Annotated in this window: 19 protein-coding genes and 1 tRNA gene; 12 read left to right on the forward strand and 8 right to left on the reverse strand. The window is 71.6% G+C overall.

The window, feature by feature from the left end; genetic code table 11:
• Nucleotides 1-78 precede the first annotated feature (78 nt).
• The 7 genes from FR742_RS00900 (at nt 79) to FR742_RS00930 (ending at nt 4,538) form a co-directional block, all read left to right on the forward strand.
• Nucleotides 79-1,395 carry an NAD(P)/FAD-dependent oxidoreductase gene (locus FR742_RS00900; protein ID WP_148029137.1) on the forward strand — a complete coding sequence of 439 codons (1,317 nt, stop codon included), beginning with the start codon at nt 79-81 and terminating at the stop codon, nt 1,393-1,395.
• 75 nt (nt 1,396-1,470) lie between these two features.
• Nucleotides 1,471-1,983 (forward strand): glycine cleavage system protein R, encoded by a 513-nt coding sequence (locus FR742_RS00905; RefSeq protein WP_148029138.1) that lies wholly within the window; start codon nt 1,471-1,473, stop codon nt 1,981-1,983.
• 35 nt (nt 1,984-2,018) lie between these two features.
• On the forward strand, nt 2,019-2,531 hold the full coding sequence (locus FR742_RS00910; protein ID WP_148029139.1) for a peptide deformylase: 513 nt from the start codon (nt 2,019-2,021) through the stop codon (nt 2,529-2,531).
• Between the two features lie 49 nt (nt 2,532-2,580).
• A tRNA-Leu gene (locus tag FR742_RS00915) sits at nt 2,581-2,653 on the forward strand.
• A gap of 167 nt (nt 2,654-2,820) precedes the next feature.
• Entirely contained in the window at nt 2,821-3,609 is a 789-nt protein-coding gene (locus tag FR742_RS00920) for a Bax inhibitor-1/YccA family protein (protein WP_148029140.1), read from the forward strand.
• A 158-nt stretch (nt 3,610-3,767) separates the two neighbouring features.
• Nucleotides 3,768-4,001 carry a DUF4287 domain-containing protein gene (locus FR742_RS00925; protein ID WP_148029141.1) on the forward strand — a complete coding sequence of 78 codons (234 nt, stop codon included), beginning with the start codon at nt 3,768-3,770 and terminating at the stop codon, nt 3,999-4,001.
• 126 nt (nt 4,002-4,127) lie between these two features.
• Entirely contained in the window at nt 4,128-4,538 is a 411-nt protein-coding gene (locus tag FR742_RS00930) for a PPOX class F420-dependent oxidoreductase (RefSeq protein ID WP_148029142.1), read from the forward strand.
• 22 nt (nt 4,539-4,560) lie between these two features.
• Here the strand turns inward: FR742_RS00930 and FR742_RS00935 are convergent, their stop codons facing one another.
• From FR742_RS00935 to FR742_RS00945, 3 genes are all read right to left on the reverse strand, one after another.
• Nucleotides 4,561-5,778, reverse strand: coding sequence for an acetyl-CoA C-acetyltransferase (locus tag FR742_RS00935; protein ID WP_148029143.1), 1,218 nt, complete (start codon nt 5,776-5,778; stop codon nt 4,561-4,563).
• Between the two features lie 97 nt (nt 5,779-5,875).
• Nucleotides 5,876-7,210 carry a PQQ-like beta-propeller repeat protein gene (locus FR742_RS00940; RefSeq protein WP_261808293.1) on the reverse strand — a complete coding sequence of 445 codons (1,335 nt, stop codon included), beginning with the start codon at nt 7,208-7,210 and terminating at the stop codon, nt 5,876-5,878.
• A 58-nt stretch (nt 7,211-7,268) separates the two neighbouring features.
• Nucleotides 7,269-8,255 carry an SGNH/GDSL hydrolase family protein gene (locus tag FR742_RS00945; RefSeq protein WP_148029145.1) on the reverse strand — a complete coding sequence of 329 codons (987 nt, stop codon included), beginning with the start codon at nt 8,253-8,255 and terminating at the stop codon, nt 7,269-7,271.
• Nucleotides 8,256-8,383: 128 nt separating this feature from the next.
• On the opposite strand from FR742_RS00945, the gene FR742_RS00950 reads away from it, so the two are divergent.
• The gene (locus FR742_RS00950) at nt 8,384-9,754 is read left to right on the forward strand and encodes a cystathionine beta-synthase (protein WP_148029146.1); all 1,371 of its coding nucleotides are present in this window, start codon (nt 8,384-8,386) and stop codon (nt 9,752-9,754) included.
• A 39-nt stretch (nt 9,755-9,793) separates the two neighbouring features.
• On the opposite strand, the gene FR742_RS00955 is transcribed toward FR742_RS00950, so the two are convergent.
• Entirely contained in the window at nt 9,794-10,654 is an 861-nt protein-coding gene (locus FR742_RS00955; protein WP_148029147.1) for an NAD(P)-dependent oxidoreductase, read from the reverse strand.
• Nucleotides 10,655-10,719: 65 nt separating this feature from the next.
• On the opposite strand from FR742_RS00955, the gene FR742_RS00960 reads away from it, so the two are divergent.
• Nucleotides 10,720-13,749, forward strand: coding sequence for a BTAD domain-containing putative transcriptional regulator (locus tag FR742_RS00960; RefSeq protein WP_148029148.1), 3,030 nt, complete (start codon nt 10,720-10,722; stop codon nt 13,747-13,749).
• Here FR742_RS00960 and FR742_RS00965 read toward each other — a convergent pair.
• Nucleotides 13,738-14,895: a sensor histidine kinase gene (locus tag FR742_RS00965; RefSeq protein ID WP_148029149.1), complete on the reverse strand. Its 1,158-nt coding sequence runs from the start codon at nt 14,893-14,895 to the stop codon at nt 13,738-13,740. The two genes, FR742_RS00960 and FR742_RS00965, sit on opposite strands and share 12 nt — an antisense overlap.
• A gap of 139 nt (nt 14,896-15,034) precedes the next feature.
• Between FR742_RS00965 and FR742_RS00970 the strand changes: the two genes are divergently transcribed.
• On the forward strand, nt 15,035-15,232 hold the full coding sequence (locus FR742_RS00970; RefSeq protein ID WP_148029150.1) for a hypothetical protein: 198 nt from the start codon (nt 15,035-15,037) through the stop codon (nt 15,230-15,232).
• 123 nt (nt 15,233-15,355) lie between these two features.
• Complete coding sequence (locus tag FR742_RS00975; RefSeq protein WP_148029151.1) at nt 15,356-16,495, forward strand: cystathionine gamma-synthase; 1,140 nt, start codon at nt 15,356-15,358, stop codon at nt 16,493-16,495.
• Here the strand turns inward: FR742_RS00975 and FR742_RS00980 are convergent, their stop codons facing one another.
• Entirely contained in the window at nt 16,496-16,927 is a 432-nt protein-coding gene (locus FR742_RS00980) for a hypothetical protein (protein WP_148029152.1), read from the reverse strand. It lies immediately after the preceding gene.
• 10 nt (nt 16,928-16,937) lie between these two features.
• On the reverse strand, nt 16,938-17,063 hold the full coding sequence (locus FR742_RS45530; protein WP_261808294.1) for a hypothetical protein: 126 nt from the start codon (nt 17,061-17,063) through the stop codon (nt 16,938-16,940).
• Nucleotides 17,064-17,203: 140 nt separating this feature from the next.
• Here FR742_RS45530 and FR742_RS00985 point away from each other — a divergent pair, with 140 nt between their 5' ends.
• Nucleotides 17,204-17,650 carry a DUF6292 family protein gene (locus tag FR742_RS00985; protein ID WP_261808295.1) on the forward strand — a complete coding sequence of 149 codons (447 nt, stop codon included), beginning with the start codon at nt 17,204-17,206 and terminating at the stop codon, nt 17,648-17,650.
• Here FR742_RS00985 and FR742_RS00990 read toward each other — a convergent pair.
• Nucleotides 17,610-19,577 (reverse strand): VWA domain-containing protein, encoded by a 1,968-nt coding sequence (locus FR742_RS00990; RefSeq protein WP_148034260.1) that lies wholly within the window; start codon nt 19,575-19,577, stop codon nt 17,610-17,612. The genes FR742_RS00985 and FR742_RS00990 overlap by 41 nt on opposite strands.
• Between the last annotated feature and the right edge of the window lie 12 nt (nt 19,578-19,589).

A 19,589-nucleotide genomic window follows, 5' to 3' on the forward strand; every position in this document is an offset into this window, starting at 1 on the left:
GAGATTGGCGTCCGGGGAGAGGCGGACGTAGGCTTGTGAATGCTTTCACAAGCACTCCACGAGGGATGGGGCTTCAGGATGAACAAGCACATCTTGATCGTCGGCGGTGGGTACGTCGGCCTCTACACGGCACTGCGCCTGCAGCGCGGCCTGCGCCGGGAGCTGCGCGACGGCTCCGTCAGCATCACGATCATCGATCCCCAGTCCTACATGACTTACCAGCCGTTCCTGCCGGAGGCCGCGGCGGGCAACCTCTCGCCCCGGCACATGGTGGCCCCGCTCCGGCGGGTGCTGCCCAAGGTGCGGATACTCAACGGACGGGTGACCAAGGTCAACCACGCGGCCAGGACCGTCACCTTCCAGCCGCCCGAGGGCGACGCGCGCGACCTCGCCTACGACGTGGTCGTCATGGCGGCGGGCTCGATCTCCCGTACGCTGCCGATCCCCGGGCTCACCGACATCGGCATCGGATTCAAGACCGTCGGCGAGGCCATCGCGCTCCGCAACAGGGTGCTCCACCTGCTCGACGTGGCCGAGTCGACCGACGACCCCGAGGTGCGCCGCAGGGCGCTGACCTTCGTGGTCGTGGGCGCGGGCTTCGCCGGCGTGGAGGCGCTGGCCGAGCTGGAGGACATGGCCAAGGACTCCACCCGCTACTACCGCAACATCAAGCCGTCGGACGTCCGCTGGGTGCTCGTCGAGGCGACGAACCGGGTGCTGCCCGAGGTCGGCCCCGAAATGGGCAAGTGGACGCTGGAGCAGCTGCGCGAGCGCGGCATCGACGTCAGGCTGGAGACCCGGCTGGAGTCCTGCGCGGGCGGCCACGTGGTGCTGTCGGACGGCACCGAGTTCGACGCCGAGACGCTCGTGTGGACGGCCGGCGTCAAGCCCAGCCCGGTCGTCAGCTCCAGCGACCTGCCGCTCGACGAGCGCGGCCGGATCAGGACCCTGGCCACCCTCGCCGTCGAGGACACCCCCGGCGCCTTCGCGGCGGGCGACCTGGCGGCGGTGCCCGACCTGACGAACCCGGGCGAGTTCTGCGCGCCCAACGCCCAGCATGCGGTCCGCCAGGCCAAGGTGCTCGGCGACAACATCGTCCGCTACCTCCGCGGGCAGGAACTGGCCGAATACAGCCACAAGTACGTCGGATCGGTCGCCGGTCTGGGCCTGCATCAGGGCGTGGCCAACGTCTATGGCATCAAGCTTCGCGGATTCCCTGCATGGTTCATGCACCGCACTTACCATCTGTCGCGGGTGCCGACGCTGAACCGCAAGGTCCGCGTCGTCGTCGACTGGACCCTGGCCCTGTTCTTCAAGCGGGAGACCATCTCCCTGGGTGAGATGGAACACCCGCGCGAGGGCTTCAGGGCCGCGGTCGCGACGATGCGCCGCTGAGCCCGGATCGGCGACGCGCCCCGGTGAGCGCCGGGGCGTGCCGGCGCCCACCGGCCGATCGGAGGGGGATCGCGGGTGGGGCTGTCAGCGGTGACCGTGCTGGGCGTGGACCGGCCGGGAGTGATCGCCGCGGTCACCGGGGCGCTGGCCGGGTGCGGGGCCAACATCCAGGACTCCACGATGACGTTGCTGGGCGGGCACGTCGCCATGATGCTGCTGGTCAACGGCGAGCTGAGCGCCGACGAGCTGACCAAGCACCTCACGGCGCCCGACCTGGTGGTGACCGCCGCCGCCGTCGCGGCCCGCCGCGACTTCCGCCGCCGGGAGAACGGCCTCGGCTACGTGCTCACCGTGCACGGTCCCGACCGGCCGGGCATCATCTCCGGGATCAGCACCGTGCTCGCCGCCGACGGCGGCAACATCACCGGGATGAGCACCCGGCTCACCGGCCGCCTGTACGTGCTCATCGCCGACGTCGAGCTGCCGGAGAAGGTGGACGTGGCCGACCTGATGCGGCGGCTGGCCGCCGTCGGAGCCGGGCTCGACTCCGAGATCACCTTCCGCCCCGTCGAACCCGATCTGCTGTGACGGGCTCCGGGGCGCCCGGGGCGCAGACTTCCGCCGTGACGGGGACGGCGCGGCCGGTGCTGCCCGCCCCCCACCCCGTCCTGTCGTCGCCGGCCGAGGAGGTCGACCCCACCGCGCCGGCGGTCGTGTCCGCCGCGGCCGATCTCCTCGCCACCCTCCGCCGCGAGCCCGCCACCGGGCTGTCGGCGCCCCAGATCGGCCTGAGCTGGCGCCTGATCGCCTTCGACGCCCGCAGCCACCCGCGGACCCGGTCCTGGGCGGGAGAGCTCGTGGTGGTCAATCCTCGCCTCGCGGAGGCCGCCCGCTGGGACTCGGGGCGCGAGGGCTGCGCCTCCGTCGCGGACCTCACCGCCGATGTCCGGCGGGCCACACATATCACCGTACGTGGGCGTTTGCCAGGAAGCGGAGAGCCCGTCACCATCGAAGCTGACGCATTCGAAGCCAGGTGTATTCAGCACCAACTGGACCATCTGGACGGCATACTCTTCCTGGACAGAGTGTCCGGAGCCCTATCACTTCACCGCAGACTTCACAGATGTGGCGGGTGATGCGAAGTTGTGCCCACCGGAAGCATGGTCCGTTTCGTATGATTGCGGCGCCCCCGTAGCCCAATGGCAGAGGCAAACCCCTTAAAAGGGTTGCGGTGCGGGTTCGAATCCCGCCGGGGGCACCGGCTCTCTACCACGGGAAATGCAGGGAATTCGGCTTTACCTCGTCGGGAACTTCCGGAGCGTCACGTACGTTGACCTCCCTGCTGAAGTCTCGAAGCTACATAGATCTGAGCGCTAGTTGACCTAGGTGCCGCCCGGTCCCATAGGCTCGGCGCAGGAGGCAGCGATGCAGAGCAAGAACCCCGTATTCAGTAGGTCACAGTCGGCAGGCTGGGGCAGCCAGGCGACCCCGACCCCACAGCAGTTGCAGAACATGTACGACTCTCCGTCGTACGCCCCCCCGGCGCAGCCCGCCTACCGCACGATGACCATCGACGACGTGGTGGTCCGCGGCTTCATGACGCTGGGCACGCTCGTCGTGGCGGCGGCCGCCTCGTGGTATCTCGACGTCCCCCTGGCCGTGGCCATCGGCTCCGCCATCGTGGCCCTGGTCCTCGGCCTGATCGCCTCGTTCACGATGAGCACCAACCCGGCGCTCATCCTGGGCTACGCCGCCTTCCAGGGCGTCTTCCTCGGCGCCGTGAGCAGTGTGTTCGACTCGCAGATCAACGGCATCGTGGTCCAGGCGGTGCTCGCCACCGCCATGGCGTTCGCCGGCACACTCGCCGTCTACACGCTGCGCATCATCCGCGTCACCCCCAAGCTGGTCAAGTACGTCGTCGCGGCGGCGGTCGCGGCGCTCGGCCTGATCCTGGTCAACCTGATCGCCGGCTTCTTCGTCGAGGGCGGCCTGGGCCTGCGTGACGGCGGCCCGCTGGCCATCGTCTTCAGCGTCGCGATGATCCTGCTCGGCTGCTTCTTCCTGCTCCTCGACTTCGACTCGGTCGAGCAGGGCGTCAAGCAGGGCGCCCCGGAGAAGTTCGCCTGGCAGTGCGCCTTCGGCCTCACGCTGAGCCTGGTGTGGATCTACATCGAGATGCTCCGCCTCATCAGCTACTTCACCAGTAGCGACTGACACCGTCAGCACCAGAGGGCCTCGCCGTTCGGCGGGGCCCTCTCTTTGTGCGACCGGAAATCCACCTGCCGTAACAAAAGGATCGCGAACTGGGGTCTTGCCTTTCCGCAAGTGGTGTTGCAGTGTCAAGCAAAGGACCTTAATCCGTGGAGGTGCCCATGTCCTTGAACCACTCACCGGAGACGCAGACGAAGCTGATCGCCAGAGTCCCTGCCATCACGGGACGCGAACTCCCAGAGTGGTTCCAAGCCATCGACAACGGCCCGTCCTTCCTGAGGTGCGCCGAGCGGGCCAACTGGCTCGCCGACGAGCACGGGCTGACCCACGGCTACGCCGCCGCGATCGTTCACGAGCACGAGCGGTTCCGCCGTAACCGCATGGGCTTCATCTAGAGCCCCCACCGCCTACCCTGCGCCCGTGCCGCGGCACGGGCGCAGGCATGCCCCCTCGGGACATCACGACGGGATCACGACGGCACGGCGACCTCCTCCACGACGCCGCTCCGTACGATGATCCCCATGGATCTGCAGACAGCGCGAGAGTTCCTCGCCCGCAACCACAGGGCCGTCCTGCTGACCCGGCACGCCGACGGACGGCCGCAGATGTCACCGGTCGTCGTCGGCGTCGACGCCGAGGGCCGCATCGTCGTCAGCTCCAGGGAGACGGCGGTCAAGACCCGCAACGCGCGCAGGGACCCCCACGTGGCCATCTGCGCCTTCACCGACGCCTTCTACGGCCAGTGGATCCAGGTCGAGGGCACCGCGGAGATCATCTCCCTGCCCGAGGCCATGGACCACCTGGTGTCCTACTACCGCGACATCTCCGGCGAGCACCCCGACTGGGACGACTACCGCGCGGCCATGGTCCGCGAACGGCGGGTGGTCCTGCGCATCACGCCGGAGCGGGCCGGGCCCGACTTCCACGGCTGAGCCCGGCTTCCGCTCGCGGTCGTCAGCTCAGGCGCTCAAGGAGCAGCGCCATGCCCTGGCCGCCGCCCACGCACATGGTCTCCAGGCCGATCGTCTTGTCGTGGTGCTGGAGGCTGTTGATCAGCGTCGAGGTGATGCGGGCGCCCGTCATGCCGAACGGGTGCCCGACCGCGATCGCGCCGCCGTTCACGTTGAGGCGGTCGACGTCGATGCCGAGCTCGCGGTAGGACGGGATGACCTGGGCGGCGAACGCCTCGTTGATCTCCACCAGGTCGACGTCCTCGATCGCCATGCCGGCCCTGGCGAGGGCCTGCTTGCTGGCCTCCACCGGGCCCAGGCCCATGATCTCCGGCGACAGGCCGGAGACCCCCGTCGAGACGATCCTGGCCAGCGGGGTGATGCCGAGCTCCGCGGCCTTCGTGTCGCTCATCACGACCACCGCGGCCGCGCCGTCGTTGAGCGCGCAGCAGTTGCCCGCCGTGATCGTGCCGTCCGGACGGAAGACCGGCTGCAGGGTCGAGACCTTCTCGTAGGTGGTGCCGGCGCGCGGGCCGTCGTCCTTGCTGACCACGGTGCCGTCGGGCAGCGTCAGCGGCGTGATGTCCTTCTGCCAGAACCCGTCGGCCAGCGCCTTCTCCGCGAGGTTCTGCGACCGCACGCCGAACTCGTCCTGCTCCTGGCGGCTGACGGACTTGAGCTGGGCGACGTTCTCGGCCGTCTGGCCCATCGCGATGTAGACGTCGGGCACCTGGTCGTCCTCGCGCGGGTCACGCCAGGTCTTGCCGCCGGCGGCGTACGACTTGGTCCGCTCACCGGCCTCGCCGAAGATCGGGTTCATGGTGTCGGGCAGGGAGTCGGAGTTGCCCTTGGCGAACCGGGAGACCGCCTCCACGCCGGCGGAGACGAACACGTCGCCCTCACCGGCCTTGATCGCGTGGAACGCCATCCGGGTCGTCTGGAGCGACGACGAGCAGTAGCGGGTGACGGTGGTGCCGGGCACGTCGTCCAGGCCCAGCATCACCGCGACCACGCGGCCCATGTTGTAGCCCTGCTCCCCGCCGGGCAGGCCGCAGCCCAGCATGATGTCGTCGATGGAGTGCGGGTCGAGCTGGGGCACCTTGGCCAGGGCCGCCTGGATCATCTGAACGGTCATGTCGTCGGGGCGCATATCCTTCAGCGACCCCTTGAAGGCCCGCCCGATGGGCGAGCGGGCGGTGGCTACGATGACGGCCTCGGGCATGGCCCCTCCTTTGTCGGCACAGTATTAGAACTATATTCCAATACCATTTCCCCGACATCAGGGGCCCCGCCCTCTTCTCGCGATCGAGCCCTGCGGGTCAGCCGTACATCCCCGGAGTGGGCGCGGTGCCGTCGTGGACGGCGTGCATGGCGCCCTTCTCGTCGCGCCACAGCCGCCAGCCCTGCTGGCTGCCGGTGAACCAGGACGGCGGGGCGGACGCGTCGGCGATCCGCTTGCCCGACGCCAGGTCGAACTCGCACACGGCGGCGATGGAGTAGAAGCCGGGCGCCTGCCCGCGCAGGGGCAGCGGCTTGGGGTCGGTCACGCAGAAGGACCACCCGCGCTGGTCCTCGACAGCCACCGGCTTCCCGCTGACCAGGTCGAACGCGGTGCCCTTGTGGCCGTGCTTGAGGAAGCCGAGCTTGTCCATGTGGTTGGGGAACGCCAGCCACCAGCCCGAGCCCGGCACGTCGGCGGCCGTGATCTGGCCGATGACGCGCCCGTTGCCGGCGTCGAGCCTGGCGAACCCGCCGTAGGCGCCGCGCTGGTCGACCGGCCGCACCACGGGGGCGTAGCCGGGGCTGCCGCTGGGGTAGACGCGCACCACCGAGGGCCGCATCCAGTTGATCGTGCCGTCGCTGATCTTCACCGAGAACAGCCCGAACGCCGAGGTCTTCTTCGTCTGCGGGTTGGTGTAGGGGGCGACGTAGCCGATCAGGTCGTCGCCGCTGGCGCCGAACGCCCAGCCGCCCGACAGGTCGATGCCCGGCCCGAGCGCCTGCTCGATCGGCTGCTGCCACCGCAGCTTGCCGGTCTTGAGCTCGTACGACTCGAGCGTCGGGTTGGCGGCCAGCCGGAGCATCACGACCTGCTGGGAGTCGGACCACTCGACCTCGGCGATGCCGGGCAGCTTCCACAGTTGCTTGCCGGTGGCCGGGTCGAGGACCACCACGCGGGCCGAGGACAGCGCGGTGTGCTCGGACATGCACAGGTAGGGGCCGCAGCGCTGCGGGCCGAACGTGGAGTGGACCGGGCGGGTCCACTTCTGCTCGCCGGTGCGGGCGTCGCGGACGATGAGCGTCGCCTTCCAGCGGCCCTTCTTCGCCGGGTCGAGGGCCGCGACGATCGCCTGGCCGCCCGTCGTCTCGACGATGGCGGGGGCGGAGACGCCCATGCCGGGGAGGCGGCCCGCCATGGTCGCGGGGTGGGCCCAGAGCTTCTTGCCGTCGGACAGGCCGAGGGCGACGGTCTCCAGCGTGCCGTCGGACTTCATGGAGGTGGTGGTCACCACCCCGCCGGCCGTGGCCATCCGGCTGACCGCGTTGACGGCGGGGTTGTGCCAGGTCGGGAAGTCGGCGGTGGCGGCGTCGCTGCCGGAGCAGCCGGCCAGGGCCAGGGTGCCGGCGAGGGCGAGAGCGGAAGGCCGGAGCACGGGCAAATCCCTCCAAAGGGACACCGAGTGACGGCTCCGGCTCGGAGAGTGACCGGATCTAGGCGTCGTTGAGCTGCCCCCCGAGCCGACGGCGGCGGAACAACGTCGCCCACCTGCCGTGGGTGCCGGTCGTCCGCCCGTCGACCTGGGTTGCCGAAACCTCGGTGCCGGGCTCCTCCGCGGCCGTCGCCGCCGCGATGTAGATCGGTTGCAGTCCTTCGCCGGGCTCGGGTCGCGGCTCGGGCCACAACCCCAGCGCGGCGCATACAGAAGGTAGCACCGCGTAAGCAGCCTGTGCATAACCTCGGTCAGATGGATGGAAACGATCCGGTCCGAACATCTCGCCCGGATTTGCGTGGAATTCCTTGCCCAGGAGACCGGCGAACGCCACCGTACGCCCGCCCGCCTCGACCACCGCGACCGTCTGCGCGGCGGCGATCTGGCGGCTCCAGCGGCGCGCCACCCAGCGCAGCGGCTGCGCGATCGGCCGGACCGTGCCCAGGTCGGGACAGGTGCCGACGATCACCTCGGCGCCCGACTCGCGCAACCGCCGCACCGCCTTGATCAGGTGGCGGACGGCGGTGGCCGGCGGCGTCTTGGTGATGACGTCGTTCGCGCCCACGAAGATCACGGCGACGTCGGGCCGCATCGGCAGCACCGCGTCCACCTGCTCGCCCAGCTCGGCGGAGGGAGCCCCGGACTTGCCGACGACCCGCAGCTCCACCGGCCGCTCGGCGACGGCCGCGAGCCCGCAGGCGATCAGGACGCCGGGCGTCTTGCCCGGATCGGTCATGCCCAGCCCGACGGAGGTGGAGTCGCCGAGCATGGCCATCTTGAGCGGCGGGCCCGGATAGTCGCCGTAGACGCCGTCGGACGACGGGCCGTACAGGCCGTGCGGGGTGCCGATCGTGCGGCGGGCCAGCAGGCCCTCGGCGATCAGCAACGCGTACGCGGTCGCGCCGAGAGCCGTGAGCCCGCCGCCCCCGAGCGCCGCCGCGGCCGCGATCCTGCGCGCGGCCCGCGCCGCGCCCGCTGCCCACACCACGTGCGTTTTCCCCTCCACCCCAGCTCGGCGGTAGCGTTTGGTTGAAACTAGCTGAGTGCCCGCCACCCTCACGGGTTCCCGGCCACGAATCGGCTGACCAAGCTTCGGCAAAGAAGGTGAACACCTCAGTGCGCGTACATGATTCCCTGGTCGAGCTCATAGGCAACACGCCGCTCGTCCGCCTGCACAAGGTCTCGTCGGGGCTGCCCGCTCAGGTGCTCGCCAAGGTCGAGTACTTCAACCCGGGCGGCTCGGTGAAGGACCGCATCGCGGTCCGCATGATCGAGGCCGCCGAGGCCTCCGGCGCACTCCGGCCCGGAGGCGTCATCGTCGAGCCGACGTCCGGCAACACCGGCGTGGGCCTGGCCATCGTGGCCCAGCAGAAGGGCTACCGGTGCCTGTTCGTGGTGCCCGACAAGGTGGCCCACGACAAGATCGCGGTACTGCGCGCGTACGGGGCCGAGGTGGTGGTCTGCCCGACCGCGGTCGCGCCCGACCACCCCGAGTCCTACTACTCGGTGTCCGACCGGCTGGCCGCGGAGATCCCGAACGCCTGGAAGCCCGACCAGTACTCCAACGTCGACAACCCGGAGTCCCACTACCACTCCACCGGCCCCGAGATCTGGGAGCAGACCGAGGGCCGGATCACCCACTTCGTGGCCGGCATCGGCACCGGCGGCACGATCAGCGGCACCGGCCGCTACCTCAAGGAGGTCTCCGGCGGCCGGGTCAAGATCATCGGCGCCGACCCCGAGGGTTCGGTCTACTCGGGCGGCTCCGGCAGGCCCTACCTGGTGGAGGGCGTGGGCGAGGACATCTGGCCCGACACCTACGACACCGGCATCTGCGACGAGATCATCGCGGTGTCCGACAAGGACTCGTTCAACATGACCCGCAGGCTCGCCCGCGAGGAAGGGCTGCTCGTCGGCGGCTCGTGCGGGATGGCCGTGGTGGCGGCGCTCCGGGTGGCGGCCAAGGCCGCGCCGGACGACGTGATCGTGGTGCTGCTGCCCGACGGCGGCCGCGGCTACCTGTCCAAGATCTTCAACGACGACTGGATGGCCGACTACGGCTTCCTCACCACCTCCTCGGAGGAGGAGCTGGTGGGCGACGTGCTGGCCCGCAAGGGCGAGGGGCTGCCCAAGTTCGTGCACGCCCACCCGCACGAGTCGGTCGGCACCGCGATCTCCATCATGCGCGAATACTCGGTCTCCCAGCTCCCGGTCATGAAGGAGGAGCCGCCGGTCATGGCGGCCGAGGTGGTCGGCTCCATCGTGGAGCGCGACCTGCTGGAGGCGCTCTACCGCGGCAAGCTCTCCTCCGACGACCCGATCGCCGACCACATGTCGTCGCCGCTGCCCATGATCGGCAGTGGCGAGCCGGTGTCACGGGCGGTCGAGGCGCTGGAGAAGGCAGACGCCGCGGTGGTGCTGGAGGACGGCAAGCCCGCCGGGCTCCTCACCCGGCAGGACCTGCTCGCCTTCCTGGCCAGCCACTAGTCACCGGGGAACCCGCTCACGGAGCTGAGCGGGTTCCCTTCACCCCGGCTTCCTGATCGACTCGACCACGGCGGTGATGCCCTCGTGGCCGTGTCCCTCGGCGTCGGCGCGGGCGAACAGCCTGTGCAGGGCCTCCGGCACCGTGGTCTCCAGCCCGGCGGCGCGCAGCGTCTCCACCACGTGGCCCATGCCGACGGCCTGCATGTGCAGGCTGTTCTCGTCGCCCGGATAGACGCCCGACTCCAGCTCCTCGCTCAGGATCTTGATGTAGCCCATGGGGCCGTCGGCGGCCAGCTCGCCGTGGAGCCCCTGGGCGAGGGGCGCGAACGCCGTCGGCCGCACCCCCGCCGTCCCCAGCAGCGCGGCCGCGTACATGAAGCTCGTCAGCGACGACCAGAACATCAGCAGCTGGGCCTGGTAGTACATCATCGCCAGCCCTGGGTCCTCGCCCACGTACGTCACCTCGGACAGCGCCTCCAGGGTGCCCGCGTACCGGTCGAGCGCCTCCTTCGGCCCGCTGTAGAACGTGTACGCGCCAGGTTGGCCGATCCCGGGCGGCGGCACCATGATGCCCGCCGTGACCAGCGTGCCGCCCCGCTCCGCCACCCACCCGGCCGCCTCCCGTAGCTCGTCGGGGGTGCCGGAGCTCAGGTTGACCAGCGTCTTCCCGTCCAGCCTCGCCTCGCCGAGACTCTCGTACATCGCCTGGTAGGCGGTCTGGCTGATCACCAGCAACTCGCCCGTCGCGGGTCCGGCCGCCCGCGTGGCGCCCTTGGCCACCAGCGGGTCCGCCTTGTTCGCGGTACGGTTCCACACGGTCACCTCGTGACCCGCCGCCAGGAACGTCTCGGCCATGGCCGATCCCATCGGCCCCAGGCCGATCACTGTCACTTCACTCATGGGTCCAGACTGTTGCGGGCCCCTTCGGAAATCCTTACGGCCTGCCACGGGTTGACCATGACGTGGTGCGCATCGGAGTGCTGGGGCCGCTGGAGGCGTGGTCGGACGCCGGCGCGCCGCTGCGGGTGCCCGACCGCAAGGTACGCGTGCTGCTGGCGGCCCTGGTGGCGCGCGGTGGCGGCCCGGTTCCGGCGGATCGCCTGATCGACGACCTGTGGGGCGACCGGCCGCCGCGCGACCCCGCGGGCACCCTCCAGGCCCGCGTCTCCCAGCTCCGCCGCGCCCTGGGCTCGCCGTCGCTGGTGCGCCACGGCCCTTCCGGGTACCGCCTCGACGGGGTGACGGTGGACGCGGCCCTCTTCCGTACTTTGCTCAGCTCTCGCGTCCCCGCCTCTTCTGGGGGAGGAGCGCCGGGGCGCGCCGCGGTCGTCGAGGAGGCCCTCGCGCTGTGGCGCGGGCCCGCGTACGCCGACTTCGCCGACGAGGGCTTCGCCACCGCGGAGATCGCCCGCCTCGGCGAGCAGCGGTTGACGGCGCTGGAGGAGCTGTCGGAGATCCGGCTGACCCTCGGCGAGCCCGTCGACCTGGGCGCCCTGGTGGCGGAGCAGCCGCTGCGCGAGCGCCTCACCGCCCTCCACATGCGGGCCCTGTACCGGGACGGCCGCCAGAGCGAGGCCCTGGCGGCCTTCGCCGCCTTGCGCGCCCGGCTCGCCGAGGAACTGGGCGTCGACCCCGCCCCCGAGGTGAGGGACCTGCACCAGGCCATCCTCCGCCAGGACCCGTCCCTCCCGACCCGCCGCCCCACCCCGTCTCATGTCGCCCTGTTCCAACCCGGCGCTTCTCGTACGGTGGACGGTTCTCCGGGTGCGCGCACCAATCTGCCCGCACCCGTCACTGATCTGATCGGCCGGGACGGTGACGTGGCCGAGGTGCGCGCCCTGCTCGGTGAGAGACGGCTGGTGACGCTCGCCGGGCCCGGCGGGGTGGGCAAGACCCGGCTGGCCGTGGCGGCGGCGGGCGGGCTGACCTCGCCGGAGGTGTACCCCGGCGGCGTGTGGCTGGTCGAGCTGATCGGCGCGGGGGACGTGGCCGAGGCGATCGCGGGAGCGCTCGGGGTGCGGGACGACGCGTCAGGGCCGCTGCTGCCCCGGCTGGCGCGCGTGCTGGCGGCCCGGCGCACGCTGCTGGTCGTCGACAACTGCGAGCACCTGGTCGAGCAGGCGGCCGAGGTGGTCTCCGCGCTGCTCAAGGCCGCGCCCGGACTGGACGTGCTGGTCACCGGGCAGGAGCCGCTCGGCGTCACGGGCGAGCACGTCAGGGTGGTGCCGCCCCTTTCCGGGGACGCGGCGGTGCGCCTGTTCACCGATCGCGCGGGGATCGAGCCCGGTCCGGCCGTGGCCGCCATCTGCGAGCGGCTCGACGGCATCCCGCTGGCGCTGGAGCTGGCGGCCACCCGGGTACGGGCGCTCGGCGTCGAGGCACTGGCCGCCCGGCTCGACGACCGGTTCCGGCTGCTGAACTCCGGCATGCGGGACGCGCCCGCCCGGCAGCGGACGCTCCGGGCGATGATCGACTGGAGCTGGGAGCTGCTGTCCGGGCCCGAGCGGATCGTGCTGCGGCGGCTGGCCGCGCACGCCGACGGGTGCACGCTGGAGGCGGCCGAGGAGGTCTGCGCGGAGCCCGGCGTGGACGTGGTGGACGTGCTGGTACGGCTGGTCCAGCGGTCCCTGGTCACCCCGGGACCGCGTTACCGGCTGCTGGAGTCGGTGTCGGCGTACTGCGTGGAGCGGTTGCGGGAGGCGGGCGAGGACGACCTGATCAGGGAGCGGCACGCGCGCCACTACACCCGGCTCGCCGAGCGGGCCGAGCTGCGCGGGCGGCGGCAACGCGAGTGGCTGACCCGGTTGGACCAGGAGAGCGCCAACTTCCGGCGCGCCCTCGCCGGGCCGGACCCGCTGCGCCTGGTGAACGCCCTCGCCTGGTACTGGTTCCTGCGGGGCAGGCTGGGCGAAGCCCGCCGCTCCCTGGCGGCGGCCCTCGCCTCCACCGGCCCGGCGGCGGGCGTGGGCAGACAGGAGCGGGCGCGGGCGGCCGTGTGGCTGGCCGGGGTGACGATGGCGACCGGGGAGACCGCGACGCCCGTCCCGTACGAGGATCTGGACCTGGGAGGCCGGGCGCTGGCCGGTTGGTTCCTCAGCCACGTGCGGTGGGCGTACGGGGACCTCGCCGCGCACGAGGAGGCGGCGGGGCGGGCGCTGCGGGCGTACGAGGAGCTCGGCGACCGGTGGGGCGTGGCCGCGGTGCTGGCACTCAGGTCCAAGCTGGCCGAGCGGCGCGGTGACCTGCCGGGGATGCGCCGCGACGCCGAGCGCAGCCTGGCGATCTTCCGCGAACTCGGTGACGGGTGGGGGCATATCGAGGCGATGGACAGCCTCGACCGGCTGGCCGAGAAGCGCGGCGACTACGCCGAGGCCGAGCGGCTGCGGCACGAGGAGCTGAAGCTGGCCGAGGAGCTGGGCTCCGAGGTCTCGTTCAGGCTGTCGGCCGTCGGGCGGATCGCGCTGCTGGCCGGGGACCACGCCCGCGCCGACGACTACCACGAGCGGGCCCGCCGCCTGGCCGTCGAGCAGTCGTACAAGTCGGCGGAGGAGCACGCCGAGCTGGGCCTGGCCATGAGCGCCCGGCGGCAGGGACGGTACGAGCGTGCCGAGGAACTGCTGGTGCGATGGCTGGGCTGGCTGCGCGAGGTGGGGGGCACGCCGGGCCTGGCGTTCTTCCTGGCGGAGCTCGGCTTCGCCGCCGAGCAGCGGGGCGACGCGGAGACGGCCCTGGCCCTGCACCGGGAGGGCTACGACGCCGCCCTCGGCGAGCCCAGGGCCGAGGCGCTCGCTCTGGAAGGGCTGGCTGGAGCGTACTCGCTGGCGGGCGACCCCGGCCGCGCCGCGACGCTCCTGGGCCGTGCGGCGGCGCTCCGTGAGGCCGTGGGCACCCCGCTCGCCCACGGCGAGCGCCACGACGTCGACCGGATCACGGCCAGAACCCTCGCGGCCCTGGGCGAGGAGCGGTTCCGCCAGGCGTACGGGTCAGGCTCCTGACCAGGAGAGCGGGAACTCGGCGGTGACCTGCCAGGCGCCTTCGGGGGTGGGGCCGGCGTGCAGGCGGCCGCCGAGGGCTTCGACGCGTTCGGCCATGCCCACCAGGCCGAAGCCGCCGCCCAGGCGGGCCAGGCGGGGGTTGGCGGCCGAGCCGTGGTTGCGTACGCGCAGCACCACCGCCGTGTCGTGGCGCCGCAGGTCGGCCTCGACCCACGCGGTCTGCTGGGCGTGCTTGCGGATGTTGGTGAGCGCCTCCTGGAGCACCCGGTGCAGGGTGGTGAGGACCTCGGGCGGCAGGGTCCGGTCGTCGATCCCGGAGCCGATCTCGAACGCCACCTTGGGCCCCTCCGCCGAGAACCGCTCGGTGAGCAGCCGCAGGTCCGCCAGTGAGCTGCCGGGCGTGCGGGCCGCCTCCTCGGCGCGGAGCACGGTCACCATCCGGCGCATGGAGGTCAGCGCGTCGCCGCCCGCCGCGGCGATGGCGTCCAGCGCGGGCAGGACCGCCTCCGGCCTGGTCGTGGCGACGGTGCGCGCCGCCTGGGCCTGGACGACGATGCCGGTGATGTGGTGGGCCACCAGGTCGTGCAGTTCCCTGGCCAGCTCCAGCCGTTCGGCGCGCCGTACGGAGTGCACGGCCTCCTTGCGGCGCTCCTGCTGGAAGCGGAGGTAACCGCCGACGCCCGCGATCGTCGACCAGCCGGCGAACAGCATGAACGAGTAGGCGAGCGATTCCATGGTGGACGCCCGGCCGATGGACTCGGCCATGAGCACGATCAGCCCGGCGACGGCGAGCATCGCCGCGTCCCTGACCGGCTCGACGTGGCGGAGCACGCCCAGCATCAGGATGAGCAGCGCGCCCGTCTCCGCCGCCCCCGGCACGCCGGAGGTCTCGGTCACGCCCATGAGCACCGACACGGCGAACGACAGGCACAGCATGATCCCGTACGTCTCGACGCGGTGGCGGCGGCGGAGGATCACGGCGGCGATGCCCGCGTTGCCGGCGCCGAACACCAGCCACTGCAGGCCGCCGCCGAGGCCGCCGGCGGCGACCGCGAGGTCGGCCAGGAGCATCAGGCCCAGCCAGCCGAGCATGGCGATCTCGCTCAGCCGGCGGACCCAGTACACGACGCGTTTGGAGTCCCCCACGCCCTTGAGAGTAAGTCGCAAGTCGGATAAGTCGTATCAGTCATTCGGCTGACCCCCCACCGTGCGGACCGGCACTTCAGCCGAGGCGCCGCAGCCCTCCGTTGCCCGATTCTGGATATGTCCGAGAAGGGGGCAAGAAATGGTGACGATCGGATTCGTCCTGCTGGGTGCCGGGCTCCTCGTCGGGGTGCTGCTGGCGCTGACCGACCCCGTGCTGCTCTCCCGCATCAACGGCGAGCCCGCCCAGGGGGCGAGCGGCCGTTACATCGACCAGGACCGCGTGGTGCCGCTGCCGCGCCGCGAGACCCGCCTGGCGGAGGAGCACACGGCGGCCTGAGAGACGGGCTCGCGCCTTCGCAGGGGCCGCGAGCGTCCATGGCGCCGTCGGGGAACGGCGCCGGGGCCCGGCCCGCGATCCGCAGGGGACCGGATCGCGGGCCGGGTCCGTTACCGTGGCGGTATGACCAATGGTTTCGAAACTTTGGCGATCCACGCAGGTCAGGACCCGGACCCCGTGACCGGCGCGGTGGTGCCGCCCATATACGCCACGTCCACCTACAAGCAGGACGGCGTGGGCGGCCTGCGCAACGGCTACGAATACAGCCGCTCGGCCAACCCCACCAGGACCGCGCTGGAGGAGGCGCTGGCCGCGGTGGAGGGCGGGACGCGCGGGCTGGCGTTCGCCTCCGGCCTGGCCGCCGAGGACGCGCTGCTCCGCGCGGTGTGCCGGCCGCAGGACCACGTGATCATCCCGAACGACGCGTATGGCGGCACCTACCGGCTGTTCTCGAAGGTCTACGAGCGCTGGGACCTGCACTTCGACCCGGTGCCGCTCGGCGACCTCGACGCGGTGGCGGCGGCGATGACCCAGAAGACGAAGGTCGTCTGGGTGGAGACGCCGACCAACCCGCTGCTCGGCGTCAACGACATCGCGGCGCTGGCCCAGCTCGCCCACGACAACGGCGCGCTGCTGGTCGTCGACAACACCTTCGCCTCGCCGTACCTCCAGCAGCCGCTCGCGCTCGGCGCCGACGTGGTCGTGCACTCCACGACGAAGTACATCGGCGGCCACTCCGACGTGATCGGCGGCGCGCTGGTGGCCGCCGACCGGGAGCTGGGCGAGGAGCTGGCCTACCACCAGAACGCGATGGGCGCGGTGGCCGGGCCGTTCGACGCGTGGCTGACGCTGCGCGGGCTCAAGACGCTCGGCGTGCGCATGGACCGCCACTGCGACAACGCCGAGCGGGTCGTCGACCTGCTGCTGGCGCACCCGAAGGTGACCGAGGTGCTCTACCCGGGGCTCGCCGAGCACCCCGGCCACGAGACCGCGGCCAAGCAGATGCGGCGCTTCGGCGGCATGGTGTCGTTCAGGGTGGCCGGCGGCGCGCAGGAGGCCGTCGACGTGTGCGGCCGCACCGAGCTGTTCACGCTGGGCGAGTCGCTCGGCGGCGTCGAGTCGCTCATCGAGCACCCGGGCAGGATGACGCACGCCTCGGCGGCCGGCTCCCCGCTGGAGGTGCCGGACGACCTGGTGCGCCTGTCGGTGGGCATCGAGACCGTCGACGACCTGCTCGCCGACCTCACCCGGGCCCTCGGCTGATCACTCAGGCACGATCATCAGGACCAGGATCACCAGCCAGATCAGCGCCAGCAGGCCGCCGATCGCGGCGATCCGGCCGTTCTGGACCTGCGCGTCGTCACCGGTGTCCTCGCTGGCGAGGGCCTTCGTGGCGGCGCGCAGGTCGCGGTCGATGAGGAACAGCAGCACGATCCCGACGATGAACAGCGTCATCGAGGCGCTCATGTACCACCGGCCGAGCACACCGCCGCCCATGACGATGCCGAGGACCAGGCCGAACACGAACACGCCCAGCGACGCGAAACCGTAGATCCGGGTCGTGCGCTCGATGTTGCGCAGCACGGGCACGTTCTTGCCCCTGATGGCACGCGGCGCGGCCATCAGGGCCGCGGTCAGCGGGCCGAGGGTGAAGATCGCGAACCCGACGTGCAGCAGAAGAAACAGGGTCGACATGCGGGAGAGACTAGTCCCCGACGATCTCGAAGGGAGACTCGACACTCTCTTTGCCCTCGGGGGAGCTGCGCATGATCAACTCCATGGCTGTGACGGCGACGACCATCAGCACGATCAAAACAATCATGGCGAACATAGGTGCTCCCTCCTTCCCCGTAAACGAAGCGAATATCGCCCGTAATGACTAGATGCGCGGGCGACGGCATCCGTTCATCGCGGGTAGGGTTATTGACCGCTGCTTTTTCCTTACTCTTAGGGCACAAGGGGGTGCCGTCCGTGGCCATCAGGCATGTCGAGCCGTACTCGGACGAGTGGCTTCACCAGCCGAGCCGCTACGTGAGCCGGGTCGTCGAGGAGCTCGGGGCCGAGGCCGGCGGATGGTGGGAAGGCCCGTGCGAGCCGCGCGAGGCGACGATCCGTCTCGCCGACGGCGCCGCGCTGGTGTGGGACGAGGAGAGCGGGTGGCGGCTGGGCCGCCTCGTCGCGGGCGAGGCCGGCGGCCGCACCGAGCTGACCGGCGTCCGCTATCTCGGCAACGGGCTGGTGCCCCGGCCGGAGCGGGTGCCGGAGGCGCTCCGCGACGCCCGCGCCGGCCTCGGCTCCAGCACCGCCTGGCGCCCCTGCTACCGCTCCCACCGCAACTGCCGCGACGGCTTCGACGTGGCGCTCGACTACTACACCGCTAGCGCCAGCGCGCCCGGCGCACTCTCAGGAAGTCGCTGACCACATACTCGCCCAGCCGGTCGGCGCTGGGGGAGAAGACGCGTCCGCCGTTGCGGCGGGCCACCTCGTCGACGAAGTCCTTGAGCCGGTCGTCGCCCGCCAGCATGAACACGTTGATCGTGGCCCGGCGGCGGGTCATCTTGTCGACCTCGGCCAGAGTCAGCTCCAGCGTCTCCGGCGACGGCGGCCACTCGAAGGCGGAGTGGCCGTTGCGCAGCAGGTGGGCGGTCGGCTCGCCGTCGGTGACCACGAGCACCACCGGCTCGAAGTCGGGGTGGCGGTCCAGGTGGCGGCCGGCGATCAGCAGCGCGTGGTGCAGGTTCGTGCCCTGGACCATGTCCCAGTCGAGGCCCGCCAGCTCGTCCGGCTGCAGCACCCTCGCGTAGTTGGAGAAGCCGATGATCTGCACGGCGTCCTGCGGGAACTTGGACGACACCAGCGCCTGCAGGGCCAGCGCGGTCTGCTTGGCCGCGGCCCAGGTGCCGCGCAGCGCCATCGAGTACGACAGGTCGACCAGCAGGCAGACGGCCGCGGCGGTGCGCCGCTCGGTCTCGGCCACCTCGAAGTCGTCCACCGACAGCCTGACGGACGGGCCGTCGCCGGTGGTGCGCAGGCCGCCCGCGCGCACGCCGTTGACCAGGGTCCGCACCACGTCGAGCGGCTGCTCGTCGCCGAACCGCCAGGGCCGTGACGAGCCGGTCAGCTCGCCGGCCGAGCCGGCGTCGTGCTGGTCGTGGTCGCCGCGCCGGCCGGCGTCGAGCGAGGAGAACACCCGGCGCAGCGCGGTCTCGCCGAGCCGCCGCACCGCCTTGGGCGTCAGCTCCAGCTTGCCTCGGCGGCGCAGGAGATAGCCCTGCTCCTCCAGCTCGCGTTCGATGCGCTTGAGCGCCTCCAGGTCGTCCACCGCGGAGCGGCCCAGGGCGCGGCGGACCGCGGTCTCGTCGATGTCGTCCAGCCGCGCGCCGGGATAGTCCTGGCGCAGCGCCGACTCCAGCCGGCTCAGGTCGGCCAGCTCCTCCAGGGCGGTGACGGCGTCGCCCATGCCCAGCGGCTCGTCGCCGGTCATCCGCTCGGTGGAGTCCCACGCCAGGTCGGGGCGGCGGGCGTGCAGCGCCTCGCCGAGGCGGCGCATCTGCTCGGACAGGCCGGCCTGGTCGAGGGTCTGGTTGATCAGGTTGCCGAGCTCCTCGCGCTGGCGCGGGGTCATGGAGGCGAGCATGCGCTGGGTGGCCGCGGCGCGGCGGGCCAGGACGTCGACCAGCTCGCCGAGGTTGCGCGGCTTCTCCGGGAACATGTCGCCGTATTTGGCCATGAAGGCGTCGAAGTCCGCCTGGGTGTGCTCGCCCCTGGCGTCCTTGTCCAGCATGTCGTTCAGGTCCGTCATCATCTGCCGGACCCGCTCCATCGCCTCCGGGTCCGGGTTGGCCAGCGCGTCGCGCATCCCCCTGAACTGGCTGTCGAGCACCTCACGCCGCAGCAGGTCGCGCAGCTCCTCGAAGGTCCGCCGGGCCGCCTCCGAGCGCCATTCGTACGAGCTCAGCTGCTGGATGGCGCTGGCCGTGTCTTCCGGCAGCGAGTCGAGCTCGGCCTCGCGCATCCTGGCGTCGTCGGCCGGGTCGGGGAACAGCTCGGCCCGCTCCTGGCCGACGGCCTTGTCTAGCAGCGCCCTGGCCCGTTCGAGCGTGCCGTCGAGCCGGCCGCCCTCGCGCAGCTCGCGCCGCCGCCGCCGCACCTCGCGCAGCATGTCGTCCAGGCCGCGGCGGTCGCGGGCCCCGGGCAGGCCGCGCTTGAGCAGGTCGCGCAGCGCGTGCACCGGGGTCGAGCCGGACAGGATGGCGTCGCCCATCTCGTCCAGCGCCGCCCGCACGTCGTAGGGCGGAGCGAGGGGATCCGGGCCGTCGTGGTACTCGCCGTAGCGGTAGGCCATCACGAACCCACG

Origin of the sequence: Nonomuraea sp. C10, from assembly GCF_008017515.1 — a bacterium.
GTDB lineage: Bacteria > Actinomycetota > Actinomycetes > Streptosporangiales > Streptosporangiaceae > Nonomuraea > Nonomuraea ferruginea.

Coding starts and splice junctions, on each gene's coding strand:
- FR742_RS00900 (WP_148029137.1), top strand. CDS start 79: ATGAACAAGCACATCTTGATCGTCGGCGGTGGGTACGTCGGCCTCTAC.
- FR742_RS00920 (WP_148029140.1), top strand. CDS start 2,821: ATGCAGAGCAAGAACCCCGTATTCAGTAGGTCACAGTCGGCAGGCTGG.
- FR742_RS00925 (WP_148029141.1), top strand. CDS start 3,768: ATGTCCTTGAACCACTCACCGGAGACGCAGACGAAGCTGATCGCCAGA.
- FR742_RS00930 (WP_148029142.1), top strand. CDS start 4,128: ATGGATCTGCAGACAGCGCGAGAGTTCCTCGCCCGCAACCACAGGGCC.
- FR742_RS00935 (WP_148029143.1), bottom strand. CDS start 5,778: ATGCCCGAGGCCGTCATCGTAGCCACCGCCCGCTCGCCCATCGGGCGG.
- FR742_RS00955 (WP_148029147.1), bottom strand. CDS start 10,654: ATGAGTGAAGTGACAGTGATCGGCCTGGGGCCGATGGGATCGGCCATG.
- FR742_RS00970 (WP_148029150.1), top strand. CDS start 15,035: ATGGTGACGATCGGATTCGTCCTGCTGGGTGCCGGGCTCCTCGTCGGG.
- FR742_RS00975 (WP_148029151.1), top strand. CDS start 15,356: ATGACCAATGGTTTCGAAACTTTGGCGATCCACGCAGGTCAGGACCCG.
- FR742_RS00980 (WP_148029152.1), bottom strand. CDS start 16,927: ATGTCGACCCTGTTTCTTCTGCTGCACGTCGGGTTCGCGATCTTCACC.
- FR742_RS45530 (WP_261808294.1), bottom strand. CDS start 17,063: ATGTTCGCCATGATTGTTTTGATCGTGCTGATGGTCGTCGCCGTCACA.
- FR742_RS00990 (WP_148034260.1), bottom strand. CDS start 19,577: ATGGCCTACCGCTACGGCGAGTACCACGACGGCCCGGATCCCCTCGCT.